Below are 13,749 nucleotides of genomic sequence, written 5' to 3' on the forward strand. Positions count from 1 at the left end.
GCCGGCATGGTGATGGTCAACCTGCCGACCGCCGGCGTCGATTTCCACGTGCCCTTCGGTGGCCGCAAGGGCTCCTCCCACGGCTCGCGCGAGCAGGGTCGCTATGCCGCCGAATTCTACACAACCGTCAAGACGGCCTACACCCTGGTTTAAGGGGCGCCGTCCAGGGCCCGCGTTTCGGCGCGGGCCGCTCAAGGAAGGATAAGATGAAGAAGAAAGCTGAGTGGCCGCGCAAGCTGCGTTCGCAGGAATGGTTCGGCGGCACGGGCAAGAATGCCATCATGCATCGCTCCTGGATGAAGAACCAGGGCCTGCCCGCCGACACGTTCGACGGCCGGCCGATCATCGGCATCTGCAACACCTGGTCGGAGCTGACGCCGTGCAACGCGCATCTGCGTGATCTCGCCGAACGGGTGAAGCGCGGCGTCTACGAGGCCGGCGGCTTCCCGGTCGAATTCCCGGTCTTTTCGGTGGGCGAGAGCACGCTGCGGCCGACGGCGATGATGTTCCGCAACCTGGCGGCCATGGACGTCGAAGAGGCGATCCGTGGTAATCCGGTCGATGGCGTCGTGCTGCTCGGCGGCTGCGACAAGACCACGCCGAGTCTGCTGATGGGGGCTGCCAGCGTCGACATCCCGGTCATTCTCGTTTCCGGCGGTCCGATGCTGAACGGCAAGTGGCGCGGCAAGGATGTCGGCTCCGGCACGGCCATCTGGCAGTTTTCCGAAATGGTGAAGTCCGGCGAGATGTCGCTCGCCGAGTTCATGGACGCCGAGCAGGGCATGGCTCGCTCGGCCGGCAGCTGCATGACCATGGGCACGGCCTCGACCATGGCATCGATGGCCGAAGCGCTCGGCATGACGCTCCCGGGCAATGCGGCAATTCCCGCCGTCGACGCCCGCCGGCGAGTGATCTCCCAGCTTTCCGGCCGTCGTATCGTCGACATGGTCAAGGAAGATCTGAGGCCGTCCGACATTCTGACGAGGGAAGCGTTCGAGAATGCCATCCGCGTCAATGGCGCCGTCGGCGGTTCCACCAATGCGGTGCTGCATCTTCTGGCTCTGGCCGGCCGCATCGGCGTCGATCTGACGCTCGACGACTGGGACCGGCTTGGCCGCGACGTGCCGACGATCGTCAACCTGCAGCCGTCGGGCAAGCATCTGATGGAAGAATTCTACTACGCAGGCGGCCTGCCCGTGGTCATCAAGGCCGTCGGCGAAATGGGCCTCCTGCACAGGCAAGCCTTGACCGTCACCGGCGACACGATCTGGAACGGCGTCAAGGACGTCACCAACTACAATGACGACGTCATCGTGCCGCGCGAAAAGGCCTTGACGCAGTCGGGCGGCATCGCCGTGCTGCGCGGCAATCTGGCGCCCAAGGGCTGCGTGCTGAAGCCATCGGCTGCATCGCCACACCTGATGCAGCACAAGGGCCGCGCCGTGGTCTTCGAAAGCATCGAAGACTATCACGCCCGCATCAACCGCGATGATCTCGACATCGACGAGACCTGCGTGATGGTGCTGAAATACTGCGGCCCGAAGGGTTATCCGGGCATGGCCGAAGTCGGCAACATGGGCCTGCCGCCGAAGGTATTGAAGAAGGGCATCACCGACATGATCCGCATTTCGGACGCGCGCATGTCGGGCACCGCCTATGGCACCGTCATCCTGCACACCGCGCCGGAAGCCGCCGACGGCGGTCCGCTGGCGCTGGTCGAGAACGGCGACATGATTACCGTCGATGTTCCGGCCCGCACCATCCGGCTCGATGTTTCCGACGAAGAGCTGGCCCGGCGCCGCGCGGCCTGGGTTTCTCCCGTGAAGCCGCAAAAGGGCGGTTATGGCGGCCTCTACGTCAACACGGTCATGCAGGCCGACACCGGCGCCGACCTCGACTTCCTGGTCGGTACCCGCGGATCTGTCGTCGAACGCGACAGCCATTAGCCGATTAAGTCACGAGGTCACGCCGATGCCGGATTATCCTCGGCATCGGCGCGCCTTAACTGCTTTATTTTAGCATAGCCTTAAAATTGTCGAGTTCGCGAGTTTCACGCGGCCTGGATACAGTGTAATGATGCAGGTGGAGTAGAATTTCGGGGATTGCGACGCTTGCTCTCTTCCTGTCTGAAGGAGGCAGATGAGCGTCGCAGCGTGGCATCTAAGGCTATTGATCTAAGCTTCGTCTGTATTCGCGGGAGGTGTGTGTTGCTCTGCCGTGGTGCCGGTCGTTCACTTGCAGCAAAGCGGGTGACGTATGATCCTACGTGAACGGATCGACATTCCCGCCGACAAGACGTTTGACATCTGCATCGTCGGGGCCGGTGCGAGCGGATTGACCATCGCGTCGGATTTCGCCGGTGGACGCGTTTCCGTCTGCGTGCTCGAAAGCGGAGGCGCCGATGCGATCCCGACGGCCAATGATCTCTCAGCGGGCGAAAGCACGGGGCTCACCTATGCCGAACTCGACACCTGCAGGCTGCGCGGTTTGGGCGGCAGCACGCAGGCTCTGGGCTGGGGCGGTCTCTGCAAGCCGCTCGACGAGCAGGATTTCGCGGTACGCCCTTGGGTCCGGCACAGCGGCTGGCCCTTCGGCCGGGAGCATCTGCTTCCCTATTACCGGCGCGCGCAGAAAACCCTCGGCATTGCGGATGTCGAGGCGCTTGGCCAGCGGCAACCGTTGTTTCCGGGGCGGTCCGACATCATCTCCGTCGATCATCTCGAGCTCTGTCGGCACAATCGGCCCGGCAAACGCCTGCGGCATGCCCTCGAAAGCGCTGAAAATGTCAGCATTCTCCTGCATTCCACGCTGCTCTATCTTTCGTTTGATGAACACAAGCGCACGGTCGGATCGGCGGTCGTCAAAAACGGGGCTGATGAAACCATTCACATCCGAGCGCGGACGTTCGTGATTGCCGCCGGTGGCATCGAGAACGCACGTCTCTTGTTGCTGAGCGGCGGCCCGGGGAGCGACGACAGAACCGCCGGGCGGTTTTTCATGGACCATCCGCGATTTTCCATCGGCACGCTGGTGCCGGCCAATGGCAGTGTTCTGAAAACTCTCAACGCTCTGGATCGAATCCGGATCGCGCGCGGCCAGCGGATCCGCGACGCATTGAGTTACACGCGACAACGCCCTTACCTCGTCAATGGGCTGACGTTGCCGGCGGATTTGCAGCAGCGCGAGGAGCTCCTCAATTATCGGGCATGGCTCGAACCTTGCTTCATCGGCCAGGACACCGCCAAGCTGCAGGCGATGAAAGAGAAACTGCTCGCCTACAGGGAGCAACGGCTGCACGGCGTCGAGGCGAAGTCGGCGGTCCGCGCGGCGGGCAAGGAGGGTCTCGTCAGTTGGACCTGGCTCATGCATCTCGTGCGGCCCTCAAGCCTTCTTCGTTCCTTTCGCCTGCTTCACATCGTGGAACCGGAGCCGGAGCCGGAAAGTCGCGTCATGCTGTCGAACAAGAAGGATCGTTTCGGATTGCCGATGGTCAATCTCCGCTGGCAGCTTTCGGGAAAAACGATCGATTCCGTCATGCGTACGATCACCATATTAGGCAGCGAGTTGACGAAGACCGGCCTGGGCAAGCTGATCGTCAAACCAGAGGAAATGAGCGGGTTCGATAAGCCGATGTGGACCTGGCATCACATGGGCACGACGCGGATGCACGCTGACCCAAGTCAGGGGGTCGTGGATACACAATGCAAGGTCCACGGTACCGATAACCTTTTCGTCGCCGGCAGCTCGGTTTTCCCGACGGCTGGAAACGACACGCCAACCTTTACCGTCGTGGCGCTCGCCCATCGGCTTGCCGACCATCTGCTGCAGGTCGTCCGCGGATAGCCTTGCCGGTGCTTAGAACGGTCGACGTGCGATGCAATCCTTCCCGACGACTCACCCAAAACTCACCAGGAAAACCGGCCGCGCAGTGATTGCACCGCTTCCGGTCGGTCAATCGTTTCAAAAAGAAGCGCGAGCTGCTTTCGCAGCAGCAATGTATTATCCACGATCCTGAAAGTAATAGACTTCTAATATATTCCGCGAAACCTGCCGTGGTCTTCAGGCGTATCTCATTGGTCAGGGCCATTCCGACCCTGAATTTGAGAAGGAGGACGATCATGCGGAGGAATCTTATCGCGTTGTCGCTGGGTCTTCTGACGACAGTGGCGCTCGCCGCACCCTCTCTCGGCCAGAGTGTCGATGGCGGCGGTCTCAATGTCGGGGTCTCTGTTGGTGGTTCGAACGGGCTCAATGCCAATGTCGGTGCTTCCCCTGGTGGATCGAATGGCGTGAACGCCGATGTCGGTGCGTCGCTCGGCGGCTCGCGTGGCATCGACGCTGACGCCACCGCGTCGATCGGGGGCAGCCGGGGCGTCAATGGCGATGCGAAAGTCGGGCTCGAGGGCAGCAATGGTCTCAAGGCCACCGTCGACGCCAATGTCGGCGGGGGCAATGGCCTAACTGCCGGTGTCAACGCCGATGCCGGAGGTGGAAACGGTATCGGTCTCGGCCTTGGCGGTAGCTCGGGCGGTGGCAGCCCAGGCAACGGCAATGGCGGGTCAGGCGGTGTTGTCTCGCCGGGCGTCGCATTGGCCGCTTTCAACGACATGTCCGCAGGCGAACGGCGCAAGGTGCTCAAACGCTGCCGCGATGTGGTTGGCGGCAGCTATGACAGCGGGCTGGTTTCGCTCTGCCGGCTGTTGCAGTCCAGCGCCTCACGGTAGGCTGAGCGTCTTGCTAGCCCGCCAATTCGCTGGCGCATGCTGCTGTCGGGGTCGGGTGTAGGCTGGTTCGAAGGGGCGCTCGGAAGCGCCGCTTTAGCGCCTTACTGACTTTGCGTCTGGCTCTGGCTTTGCGCCTGCTGCTCGACGGTCACCGATACTTTCAGCGTCTCGTTGGCCTCGCCATGGATCAGACCCGATATCGGGGCAGCGTCGCGGTAGCAGAGGCCGGAGGCAATGCGCACATAGCGGTCATCAGGGCAGATCTTGTTGGCGGCATCGAAGCCGACCCAGCCGAGGCCGGGCAAATGCACCTCGGCCCAGGCGTGGCTCGCTGTCTGCTCCGTTTGCCCCTCCATCATCAGGTAGCCTGAGATGTAGCGCGCCGGCATATCGAGCGAGCGGGCTGCCGAGATCAGGATATGGGCATGGTCCTGGCAGACGCCGTGACCGGCCTCGAGCGCGTCCTCCGCCGCCGTCTCCGCATGAGTTTCGCCGGCCTTGTACACCACCGCCGCATGGATCATCGCCATCAACGCGTGCATGCGGGCAAGATCGGTGTCGCCCTCGGCCGATTTCGCCAGATCGCGGATCAGCTTGCCCGCCTTGGTCAGCGGCGTTTCGCGGGCATAGAGCCACAGCGGGACGTAGGACTGATGTGGCCCGAAGACGCCGGCGCGATCCTCGGTGTGGACATCGCCGCTCGCGGCGATGCGGATCGCCTCCTGGTCGCCGTCGACACTGACGAGATGGACGCGGTTGCCGAAGTGATCGTCGTAGCTCACCTCCACGGCGGCGCCGTCGACGAGGGTCTGCCAGCCGAGCACGGTCTGGCCGATGCCGGTGATCGGCGTCAGCCGCAGCCGCTGCAGTGCATACTGCACCGGCTCGTCATAGTGATATTCGGTCGTGTGGCTGATTTTCAGGTGCATGCTGTCCTCCCGAAACTCAGTTGAAACGATAGCCGTCGGAGATTTCCTGGCCGAGACGATTGTTCTGGCTGATGAAATCCTCGAGATATTCGTGCAGGCCCTGGTCCATGATGTCGGTGATCGAGCGGCTGCGCAGCGCGGCAAGCGTGCGGTCCGCCGTCTCGTGCGCCTCGTGCCGCTCACCATATTCCCGTTCGAGATAGCCGAGGTTGCTGGCGATCTTTTCGTAGCAATAGGCGAGTGATCGCGGCATGCGGCCGTTGGAGATCAGGAAGTCGGCGATGTTCGCCGGCTTCAGCTCGGCGTCATAGACCCAGCCATAGGCGCGGTGCGCCGAGACCGAGCGCAGGATCGATTCCCACTGGACATTGTCCATCGACGAGCCGACGGCGACGACCGCGGGGAGCAGCACGTAATACTTGACGTCGAGGATGCGTGCGGTGTTGTCGGCCCGCTCGATGAAGGTGCCGATGCGCGAGAAGTTGAAGATCTCGTTCCTGAGCATCGTGCCGTGGAAGGCGCCGCGGATGAGGCCGGCGCGCCGCTTGATCGTGTCGATGATCTCCGGCATGTCGGTCGGACGCGCCTTCCTCGAGAGGATCGCCTTCATTTCGAGGTAGCACTCGTTCGTCGCTTCCCAGGTCTCGCGCGTCAGCGCCGTGCGGACCATGCGGGCGTTGTGGCGACCCGCCTCGATGCAGGACATCACGCTCGATGGATTGCTGCGGTCGCGCAGCAGGAAATCGATGGCGTCGATGCTCGTCAGCGCCTCGTGTACTTCGTCATAGAGTTCGCGCACGCCGGCGCTTTGCAGCACGCCGTCCCAATCGCCCTCGGTTGCGCCGCTGCGGGTCAGCGCCATGCGCAGGCCGGCGTCGATCAACCGGGCGCTGTTTTCGGCGCGTTCGATGTAGCGGAACATCCAGTAGAGACCGTTTGCAGTTCTTCCCAACATGGTCTCAATCCTCCAGCACCCAGGTGTCCTTGGTCCCGCCGCCCTGGCTGGAATTCACGACAAGCGAACCAGCCTTGAGGGCGACGCGCGTCAGGCCGCCGGGAATGATCTGCACCTTGTCGGAGACAAGGACGTAGGGACGAAGATCCACGTGCCGGGGCGCGATGCCCTTGTTGACGAGAATGGGCACCGTCGACAGCGACAGCGTCGGCTGGGCGATGTAGTTGGTCGGGCGGGCTTTGAGCTTTTCGGCAAAGAGGGCGCGCTCCTTCTTGCTGGCGGTCGGGCCGACCAGCATGCCGTAGCCGCCGGAACCGTGCACCTCCTTGACCACCAGTTCTTCCAGGTGTTCGAGCACGTATTTCAGGCTCTGCGGCTCGGAACAGCGCCAGGTTGGCACGTTTTCGAGCAGCGGCTTGCGGCCGGTGTAGAACTCGACGATCTCGGGCATGTAGGAATAGATCGCCTTGTCGTCGGAAATGCCGGTGCCCGGCGCATTGGCGATGGTGATGTTGCCGGCGCGATAGACATCCATGATGCCGGGCACGCCGAGCGCAGACTCTGGGCGAAATGTCAGAGGATCAAGGAAGTCGTCATCGACGCGGCGGTAGAGCACGTCGATCGCCTCGTAGCCGCGCGTGGTCCGCATCTTCACCTTGCCGTCAATAACGCGCAGGTCCGATCCCTCGACCAGTTCGACGCCCATCATGTCGGCGAGGAAGGCATGTTCGTAATAGGCGGAATTATAGATGCCGGGCGTGAGCACGGCGACGCGCGGCTTGCCGCTGCAGCCGGGGGGCGCCAGCGACGCCAGGCTCTGGCGTAAGAGGTTGGGGTAGTTCTCCACCGGGCGCACGCGGTTCTGATGGAAGAGCTCGGGGAACATCTGCATCATCGTTTCGCGGTTTTCCAGCATGTAGCTGACACCGGACGGCGTGCGGGCATTGTCCTCGAGCACGTAGAACTGATCCTCGCCGGTGCGCACGATGTCGGTGCCGACGATATGGGTGTAGACACCGCCCGGCGGTCGGAAGCCGATCATCTGCGGCAGGAACGCCACGTTCTTCTCGACCAGCTCGCGCGGCACGCGTCCGGCGCGGATGATCTCCTGCTTGTGGTAGATGTCGTCGAGGAAGGCGTTGAGCGCGATGACCCGCTGTTCGATGCCCTGGGCGAGCTTGCGCCATTCTCGGCCGGAAATGATGCGGGGGATAAGGTCGAAGGGGATGAGCTTTTCGGAGGAGTCTGCGTGTCCGTAGACAGCGAAGGTGATGCCGGTTTTCCGGAAGATGTTCTCGGCGTCCTTTGATTTCGCTATGAGCCGATTTCTGTCCTGGCTGGCATACCATAAATGATAGGTCGAATATGGCTGGCGCGGACTGCTGTCCGCATTCATCATTTCGTCAAATGCCAAAGGCGTGGTCCCCTTATTTTTGACCATTTGAGTACAACGCTGGATGCAATGCAAGAAGCGTGCACAGTCGCCGGAAAAGAAAGTTTTGGCGCATTATCCTGCTGCCTTCGGGCAAAGAGATGCCCAACAATGGGGCTGGGACGGTCCGCGATCGAAAGCGCCTCGATGTTGGCGTCCTGGAAAATAAGCAAATGCTTGAAATTTGGGCGCGCCCGGTAAACTAGCCCAGGCCGAAAACGATGATCGCCGCGGCTGCCAAACCGGCCAGAACCAGAAGCGACAGCATGGCGGCGGCGCTGGCGCGCGGCCCGGCATCGGCGAGTTTGCGGATGTCGACCTCCAGGCCGAGTGCCGCCATGGCGATGACGGTGAGCCACGTGGCGAGGTGAGCGGCGCCTGCGGCGGCTGCGTCGGGGATCATGCCGCCGTTGCGGGCGACCGCGACGGCGAGAAAGCCGAGGATGAACCAGGGAACGAAATGCGCGAATGCGGCCAGGCAGGCCGGGCGCTTACCGGCAGGCAGTCTCGGCGCCAGCGGATGCGCTTCGCCCTCGCGGTTGATGATCGAGAAGCACAAGACGACCGGGCCCAGCATCAGCACGCGCACGAGCTTGACCAGCGTGCCGACCTGCACTGAGAGGGCGCTGAACGGAGCGGCCGCCGCCAGCACCTGCGGCACGGCATAGACGGTCATGCCGGCCAAAACACCGAAACCATAGGGCGACATGCCGAACCAGCCGCCGATCAGCGGCAGGGTGAGGACGACGGCAATGCCGAGGATTGCGGTGAACGAAATGGCGGCGGCGACTTCATCGCCATCGGCGCCAATCGCCGGTGCGACGGCAGCGATTGCCGAATTGCCGCAGATGGCGTTGCCGCAGGCAATCAGCGTCGCCATTCGTTTCGGCAGGCCGAGCAAGCGCGCAATGAGATAACCGGAGACGATCGAGAGAAAAACGATGCCGACGATGGTGGCGAGCAGCACCGGGCCGCTGGCCAGGATGGCCTTGAAGCTGAGTGTCGCGCCGATCAGGACGATCGCCGCTTCCAGCAGCAGCTGGGAGGAAAAGCGGATACCCGCCATCCAGCGATCGCCGGGCGTCCGGAAGGTGCGCAGGAGCGCGCCGAGAAGGATGGCGATCACCAGCGCTTCGAGCCAGGGGCGACCGGTCCAACTTGCCTCGAACCGTTCGAGGATGAAGGCGGCGAATGCTACGAGACAACAGAGGATCAAACCCGGCGCGATGCGCGTTATGCGGGAAGTGAGCGTGGAGGCGAGGGCGGTCGATGGGGAATGCGATTTGGACATGGCTGCAACCTAGTCCGATTGATGAATCTGTCTAACGGATTGTTCTTGTCAATCCGATCGGTTTTTGCGATTGATTTTCTATGACACTCGACCAACTTCGCATTTTTGTGGCTGTCGCGGAGCGTCTGCATATGACGCGTGCGGCCGAGGCAATGAACGTCACGCAGTCTGCCGCCAGTGCGGCGATCGCAGCACTTGAAACGCAACACGACGTCAGGTTGTTCGATCGCGTCGGCCGCGGGCTGGCGCTGACCGAGGCGGGAAGAGCGTTTCTGCCGGAGGCGAAGGCCGTGCTGGCACGCGCGACGGCGGCGGCCGCCTGCCTCAACGACCTCTCGCATCTGCGCCGCGGCACGCTGGCGATCGCCGCGAGCCAGACGGTCGCCAGCTACTGGCTGCCGGTCCGTCTCGCCCGCTTCACCCACGATTATCCGCATATCGACGTGAAGCTGACCGTGCGCAACACGGCTGTCGTCGCCGAGGCGGTCGAGGAAGGAACGGCGCAGCTCGGTTTCGTCGAGGGCAGGGTCGATGCGGAGAAGCTCGACCATCGCAGCGTGGCGGTCGACCGCATTGCGATCTATGCACCACCCCGTCATGCGCTGGCCGGCCGGCCGGTCGATCTCGAAGCGCTGCTTGGCGCCCGCTGGGTGCTGCGCGAACAGGGATCGGGGACGCGCGCCATGTTCCTGCAGTCGATGCGGGCGCATGGTGCGGATATCGATCAACTTAAGGTCGAGCTCGAATTGCCGTCAAACGAGGCGGTGCTGACGGCGGTCGAAAGCGGTCCCTTCATCACCGCCGTTTCCAGGCTTGCCGCCCAACCCTTCGTCGACAGCGGCCGGCTGGTGGAATTGCCGTTCGAGCTTGCCGAGCGCAGCTTCGAGCTGCTGACGCATCGTGATCGCCAGTTCAGCCGCGCGGCGCGCGCCTTCGTCGATCTGCTCTGACAGCCTTGTAGGCAAAGGTGATTGCGATCCGGCGCGGCTGGATTATCAATAATCACGGCCGCTTGCGGCGGCGCTCAGTCCCTTCGTTGGCAAGAGGTGGCAATCGTGTTCGAAATCGTCGAAAGGCCGGCGCAGCGGATCGCCGGCTCCTTCTGGGAGGGAACCTTCGTCGAGGCGGCGGACGGTGCAGTACGCCGGTTGATCGCGGAGATGCAGGAGCATCATCTGCGGCTCCATCCAAAGGACCATCCGACCCTCGTCGGCCTTTCCTGGAACGATCGACCGGACGGTTTTCGCTACCTCGTCGGCTTCGTCTCCGAGACGGCGGAAACGACCCGTCACCCCGGTTATGTCGACCTGCCGGCCATGCGCTTCGTCAGCGTTATGCATCACCCTGGTGATGCCGACGTCTTTGCGCATTATCAGCACATGTTCGACTGGATCGCGTCTGAAGGGCTGGCAGTCGATACCAGCAGGCTGCACTACCGCGAGGAATACGAGCCGGGCTTCGTCTCCCTCTCGCTGTCGTCGCTGCGGTTGATGATTCCAATCGGCTGATCGTCACCATCAGAAAAATTGCTTTGACCATCAACGTCCCCGCGTCTATCGCGGCTGACCTCCCTTTGTTGGTTCGGATAGGTCAATGACGCTCGCCCGCCTGGCTCCGGCCATTTTCGTATTGCTCTGGTCGACCGGCTGGGTCGTCGCCAAATATGCGGCTGTCTATGCCGATCCGCTGACGTTTCTGGTGCTGCGCTACACCCTGGCGATCGTGCTCTTCATCGGCTTCTGTCTCGTGACCCGGGCGAAATGGCCGACGTCCTGGTCGGCTGCAGCCCATGCGGTCGTCTCGGGCATGTTCCTGCACGGGCTTTATCTCGGCGCCGTCTGGTGGGCGATCGGGCAGGGCGTGCCGGCTGCGATCTCGGGCATCATCGCCGGGCTGCAGCCGTTGATGACGGCCGTTGCCGCCGTCGTCGTCATTGACGAGAAGCTCAGCGTTCAACAGAAACTCGGACTGGTGCTCGGCTTCTTCGGCATCGCCCTTGCCGTGCTGCCTAAGGTGCTTGTCATCGATACCGGCGCAACGCCGATCCACCTGTTGCCGGTGATCATCAATGTCCTGGGCATGGCGGCCGTCACCTACGGCACGCTCTACCAGAAGCGGCATCTGCAGAGCGGCGACATCCGCACCATCGCGGCGCTTCAGTATCTCGGCGCCTTGATCGTCACCATACCGCTGGCCCTGATGCTCGAGGACCTGCACGTCACCTGGAACCTGCAGGTCTTTGCGGCGCTCGCCTGGTCGGTGCTGGGGCTTTCCATGGGGGCGATTGCGCTCCTGCTCTATCTCATCCGCCGCGGCCAGGTGTCGCGCGCGGCCTCGCTCATCTATCTCGTGCCGCCGCTTGCGGCGGTGCAGGCATGGCTGTTCTTCGGCGAGGCGTTGACGCTGCCGATGATCATCGGCACGGTCATTGCCGTTGCCGGCGTCTACCTCACCAACCGCAAGCAGCAGGCATAAAAAACGGCGGGCCGAAGCGACCCGCCGTTCTTGTTTCTTTGTTTTCAGGCATTTCCTGATGGAGATCGCTTCACGCGGTTCCCCTGAAATGCGCGTGCAGATTAGCTCTGCTGGCCGCGATTGCCGCCACCGGCGCCACGGCGCATGCCGCCCTGGCCGCCTTCGCGGCGGTCGCCGCCCTGGCCTTCAGGACGCGGGCCCTTGTTGCGCCATTCGCCCGGCTTCTGGCCGGGACGACCGTGGTGCTTCTTGGGCTCGTGGTTGCGGTTGCCTTCCGAACGGCCGTCGGCATGACCCTGGCCGGCCGGGCGCTGGCCACGGTGTTCCGCCTTCTGCGGACGGTCGTCGCGCAGGAGGTCGTCACCGGCAAAGCTGCTCGGGCCGAGGGCCGACTGGCGGGCCGGGCGCTCGCGGCGCGGACGGGCGTCCTGGCGCTGACCGCCGCCGCCATTGCCGCGGTGCTGGCCGTTGCCATTGCCGTTGCCGCGACCACCGCGTCCCTTGGACGGGCGGGCCTGGTCGGCAGGCGCTTCGCCGCTGGCAACCGCGATGTTGATGCCCATCAGCTTCTCGATGTCGCGAAGCAGGCGGATTTCGTCCGGTGCGCAGAAGGCAATGGCGATGCCGTCGCGGCCGGCGCGGGCGGTACGACCGATGCGGTGAACATAGGCGTCCGGAACTTCCGGCAGGTCGTAGTTGTAGACGTGGGTGACGCCGGGGATATCGATGCCGCGGGCAGCGACGTCGGTTGCCACGAGCACGCGGATCTCACCGTCACGGAAGGACTTGAGGGCGCGTTCGCGCTGGCCCTGGCTCTTGTTGCCATGGATCGAGGCGGCCTTGAAGCCGACGTGGTCGAGATGCTTCATCAGCTTCTCGGCGCCATGCTTGGTACGGCTGAAGATCAGCGACAGGCCATCCGGATTGTCGGTCAGGGTCTTCTTGAGGATGGTCGTCTTCAGGTCCTTGCCGGGAACGAAGTGAACATACTGTTCGACCTTGTCGGCGGCCTTGCCCGGAGGCGTGACCTGAACCTTGACCGGATCGGTCAGGTATTCGCCGGCGAGTTCGGCAATCAGCTTCGGCATCGTCGCGGAGAACAGCAGCGTCTGGCGGTTCTTCGGCACGAGCTTGGAGATCTTGCGCAGGTCATGGATGAAGCCGAGGTCGAGCATCTGGTCGGCTTCGTCGAGCACGAGGTAGCGACCCTGCGTCAGCGTCACGGCCTTGCGGTTGATGAGGTCGAGCAGGCGGCCCGGCGTTGCGACGAGGATGTCGACGCCGCGGGCGAGCTGTTCGGTCTGCTTGTTGATCGAGACGCCGCCGACGACAACGCCGATCTTCAGCGGGGACTTCTTGACGAACAGCTTGAGGTTGGCAGCGATCTGGTTGACCAGTTCGCGGGTCGGCGCCAGCACCAGGGCGCGGATGTTGCGCGGGTCGGGACGCTTGCCGTCGGCAACGAGCTTTTCGATCATCGGCAGGCCAAAGGCGGCCGTCTTGCCGGTTCCGGTCTGGGCGAGACCGATCAGGTCGTGGCCCTTCAACACCAGCGGAATGGCCTGCGCCTGGATCGGCGTCGGCTTTTCGAAGCCGTTGGCGGACAGGGTTTCCAGAATGTGTTCGGAAAGACCAAGATCTTTAAAGGTGGACAAATGCATATACCTTTTGGGGGCGCCAAACGCATTCGCCGGAACCGCAGTCTGCTGTTCCGGTGTCGTTCGGCGTCAAGAACCCCGCGTGAATTGGGAACTTGTGGGTTAAGAAAAAAGTCGTCAAGCGCCTGTGCTGTCGCCGCTTACGGCGTATGGTTGCGCTTTTCCTTCTTCACGGCTTTCTGTGTTGCCGAGGGCGCGCTCACGCGGCGGCCTGAAGGTGACGCTGCGTCCATGTCGTCGTTTTGGGCTTAAAAGTCAAGGTCCATCTTTTCGCAGGTGCGAAAT

The 13,749-nt window shown here is 63.0% G+C and carries 12 protein-coding genes; 7 read left to right on the forward strand and 5 right to left on the reverse strand.

Annotation, left to right across the window (positions count from 1 at the left end):
* The 4 genes from ABIE33_RS24355 to ABIE33_RS24370 form a co-directional block, all read left to right on the forward strand.
* Positions 1-153, forward strand: a 153-nt coding sequence (locus ABIE33_RS24355; protein WP_429130532.1) for an aldehyde dehydrogenase family protein, incomplete at its 5' end; no start/stop codon positions are given.
* A 53-nt stretch (positions 154-206) separates the two neighbouring features.
* Complete coding sequence (gene araD / locus ABIE33_RS24360; protein WP_429130391.1) at positions 207-1,946, forward strand: L-arabinonate dehydratase; 1,740 nt, start codon at positions 207-209, stop codon at positions 1,944-1,946.
* Positions 1,947-2,256: 310 nt separating this feature from the next.
* The gene (locus ABIE33_RS24365; protein WP_429130392.1) at positions 2,257-3,843 is read left to right on the forward strand and encodes a GMC oxidoreductase; all 1,587 of its coding nucleotides are present in this window, start codon (positions 2,257-2,259) and stop codon (positions 3,841-3,843) included.
* A gap of 275 nt (positions 3,844-4,118) precedes the next feature.
* Positions 4,119-4,724 carry a hypothetical protein gene (locus tag ABIE33_RS24370; RefSeq protein ID WP_429130393.1) on the forward strand — a complete coding sequence of 202 codons (606 nt, stop codon included), beginning with the start codon at positions 4,119-4,121 and terminating at the stop codon, positions 4,722-4,724.
* Positions 4,725-4,825: 101 nt separating this feature from the next.
* Here ABIE33_RS24370 and ABIE33_RS24375 read toward each other — a convergent pair whose 3' ends face one another.
* The 4 genes from ABIE33_RS24375 to ABIE33_RS24390 form a co-directional block, all read right to left on the reverse strand.
* Positions 4,826-5,653, reverse strand: coding sequence for a transglutaminase family protein (locus ABIE33_RS24375; RefSeq protein ID WP_429130394.1), 828 nt, complete (start codon positions 5,651-5,653; stop codon positions 4,826-4,828).
* 16 nt (positions 5,654-5,669) lie between these two features.
* Positions 5,670-6,608 (reverse strand): alpha-E domain-containing protein, encoded by a 939-nt coding sequence (locus ABIE33_RS24380; RefSeq protein WP_429130395.1) that lies wholly within the window; start codon positions 6,606-6,608, stop codon positions 5,670-5,672.
* 4 nt (positions 6,609-6,612) lie between these two features.
* Positions 6,613-8,007, reverse strand: coding sequence for a circularly permuted type 2 ATP-grasp protein (locus ABIE33_RS24385; protein ID WP_429130533.1), 1,395 nt, complete (start codon positions 8,005-8,007; stop codon positions 6,613-6,615).
* A 235-nt stretch (positions 8,008-8,242) separates the two neighbouring features.
* On the reverse strand, positions 8,243-9,331 hold the full coding sequence (locus ABIE33_RS24390) for a YeiH family protein (protein ID WP_429130396.1): 1,089 nt from the start codon (positions 9,329-9,331) through the stop codon (positions 8,243-8,245).
* Positions 9,332-9,411: 80 nt separating this feature from the next.
* On the opposite strand from ABIE33_RS24390, the gene ABIE33_RS24395 reads away from it, so the two are divergent.
* The 3 genes from ABIE33_RS24395 (at position 9,412) to ABIE33_RS24405 (ending at position 11,806) form a co-directional block, all read left to right on the forward strand.
* A complete protein-coding gene (locus ABIE33_RS24395; protein WP_429130397.1) occupies positions 9,412-10,281 on the forward strand; it encodes a LysR substrate-binding domain-containing protein in 870 nt (289 codons plus the stop codon).
* A gap of 105 nt (positions 10,282-10,386) precedes the next feature.
* Positions 10,387-10,839, forward strand: a complete 453-nt coding sequence (locus ABIE33_RS24400; RefSeq protein WP_429130398.1) for a GyrI-like domain-containing protein — start codon at positions 10,387-10,389, stop codon at positions 10,837-10,839.
* Positions 10,840-10,924: 85 nt separating this feature from the next.
* The gene (locus tag ABIE33_RS24405) at positions 10,925-11,806 is read left to right on the forward strand and encodes a DMT family transporter (RefSeq protein WP_429130399.1); all 882 of its coding nucleotides are present in this window, start codon (positions 10,925-10,927) and stop codon (positions 11,804-11,806) included.
* Positions 11,807-11,907: 101 nt separating this feature from the next.
* Here the strand turns inward: ABIE33_RS24405 and ABIE33_RS24410 are convergent, their stop codons facing one another.
* Positions 11,908-13,461 (reverse strand): DEAD/DEAH box helicase, encoded by a 1,554-nt coding sequence (locus ABIE33_RS24410; protein WP_429130400.1) that lies wholly within the window; start codon positions 13,459-13,461, stop codon positions 11,908-11,910.
* Positions 13,462-13,749 lie beyond the last annotated feature (288 nt).

It is taken from the genome of Ensifer sp. 4252, from assembly GCF_050434565.1.
GTDB lineage: Bacteria > Pseudomonadota > Alphaproteobacteria > Rhizobiales > Rhizobiaceae > Ensifer.

What these genes read in the sequence shown, in the direction of transcription:
- araD (WP_429130391.1), top strand. Translation starts at nt 207, where the DNA reads ATGAAGAAGAAAGCTGAGTGGCCGCGCAAGCTGCGTTCGCAGGAATGG.
- ABIE33_RS24365 (WP_429130392.1), top strand. Translation starts at nt 2,257, where the DNA reads ATGATCCTACGTGAACGGATCGACATTCCCGCCGACAAGACGTTTGAC.
- ABIE33_RS24370 (WP_429130393.1), top strand. Translation starts at nt 4,119, where the DNA reads ATGCGGAGGAATCTTATCGCGTTGTCGCTGGGTCTTCTGACGACAGTG.
- ABIE33_RS24375 (WP_429130394.1), bottom strand. Translation starts at nt 5,653, where the DNA reads ATGCACCTGAAAATCAGCCACACGACCGAATATCACTATGACGAGCCG.
- ABIE33_RS24380 (WP_429130395.1), bottom strand. Translation starts at nt 6,608, where the DNA reads ATGTTGGGAAGAACTGCAAACGGTCTCTACTGGATGTTCCGCTACATC.
- ABIE33_RS24385 (WP_429130533.1), bottom strand. Translation starts at nt 8,007, where the DNA reads ATGATGAATGCGGACAGCAGTCCGCGCCAGCCATATTCGACCTATCAT.
- ABIE33_RS24390 (WP_429130396.1), bottom strand. Translation starts at nt 9,331, where the DNA reads ATGTCCAAATCGCATTCCCCATCGACCGCCCTCGCCTCCACGCTCACT.
- ABIE33_RS24395 (WP_429130397.1), top strand. Translation starts at nt 9,412, where the DNA reads ATGACACTCGACCAACTTCGCATTTTTGTGGCTGTCGCGGAGCGTCTG.
- ABIE33_RS24405 (WP_429130399.1), top strand. Translation starts at nt 10,925, where the DNA reads ATGACGCTCGCCCGCCTGGCTCCGGCCATTTTCGTATTGCTCTGGTCG.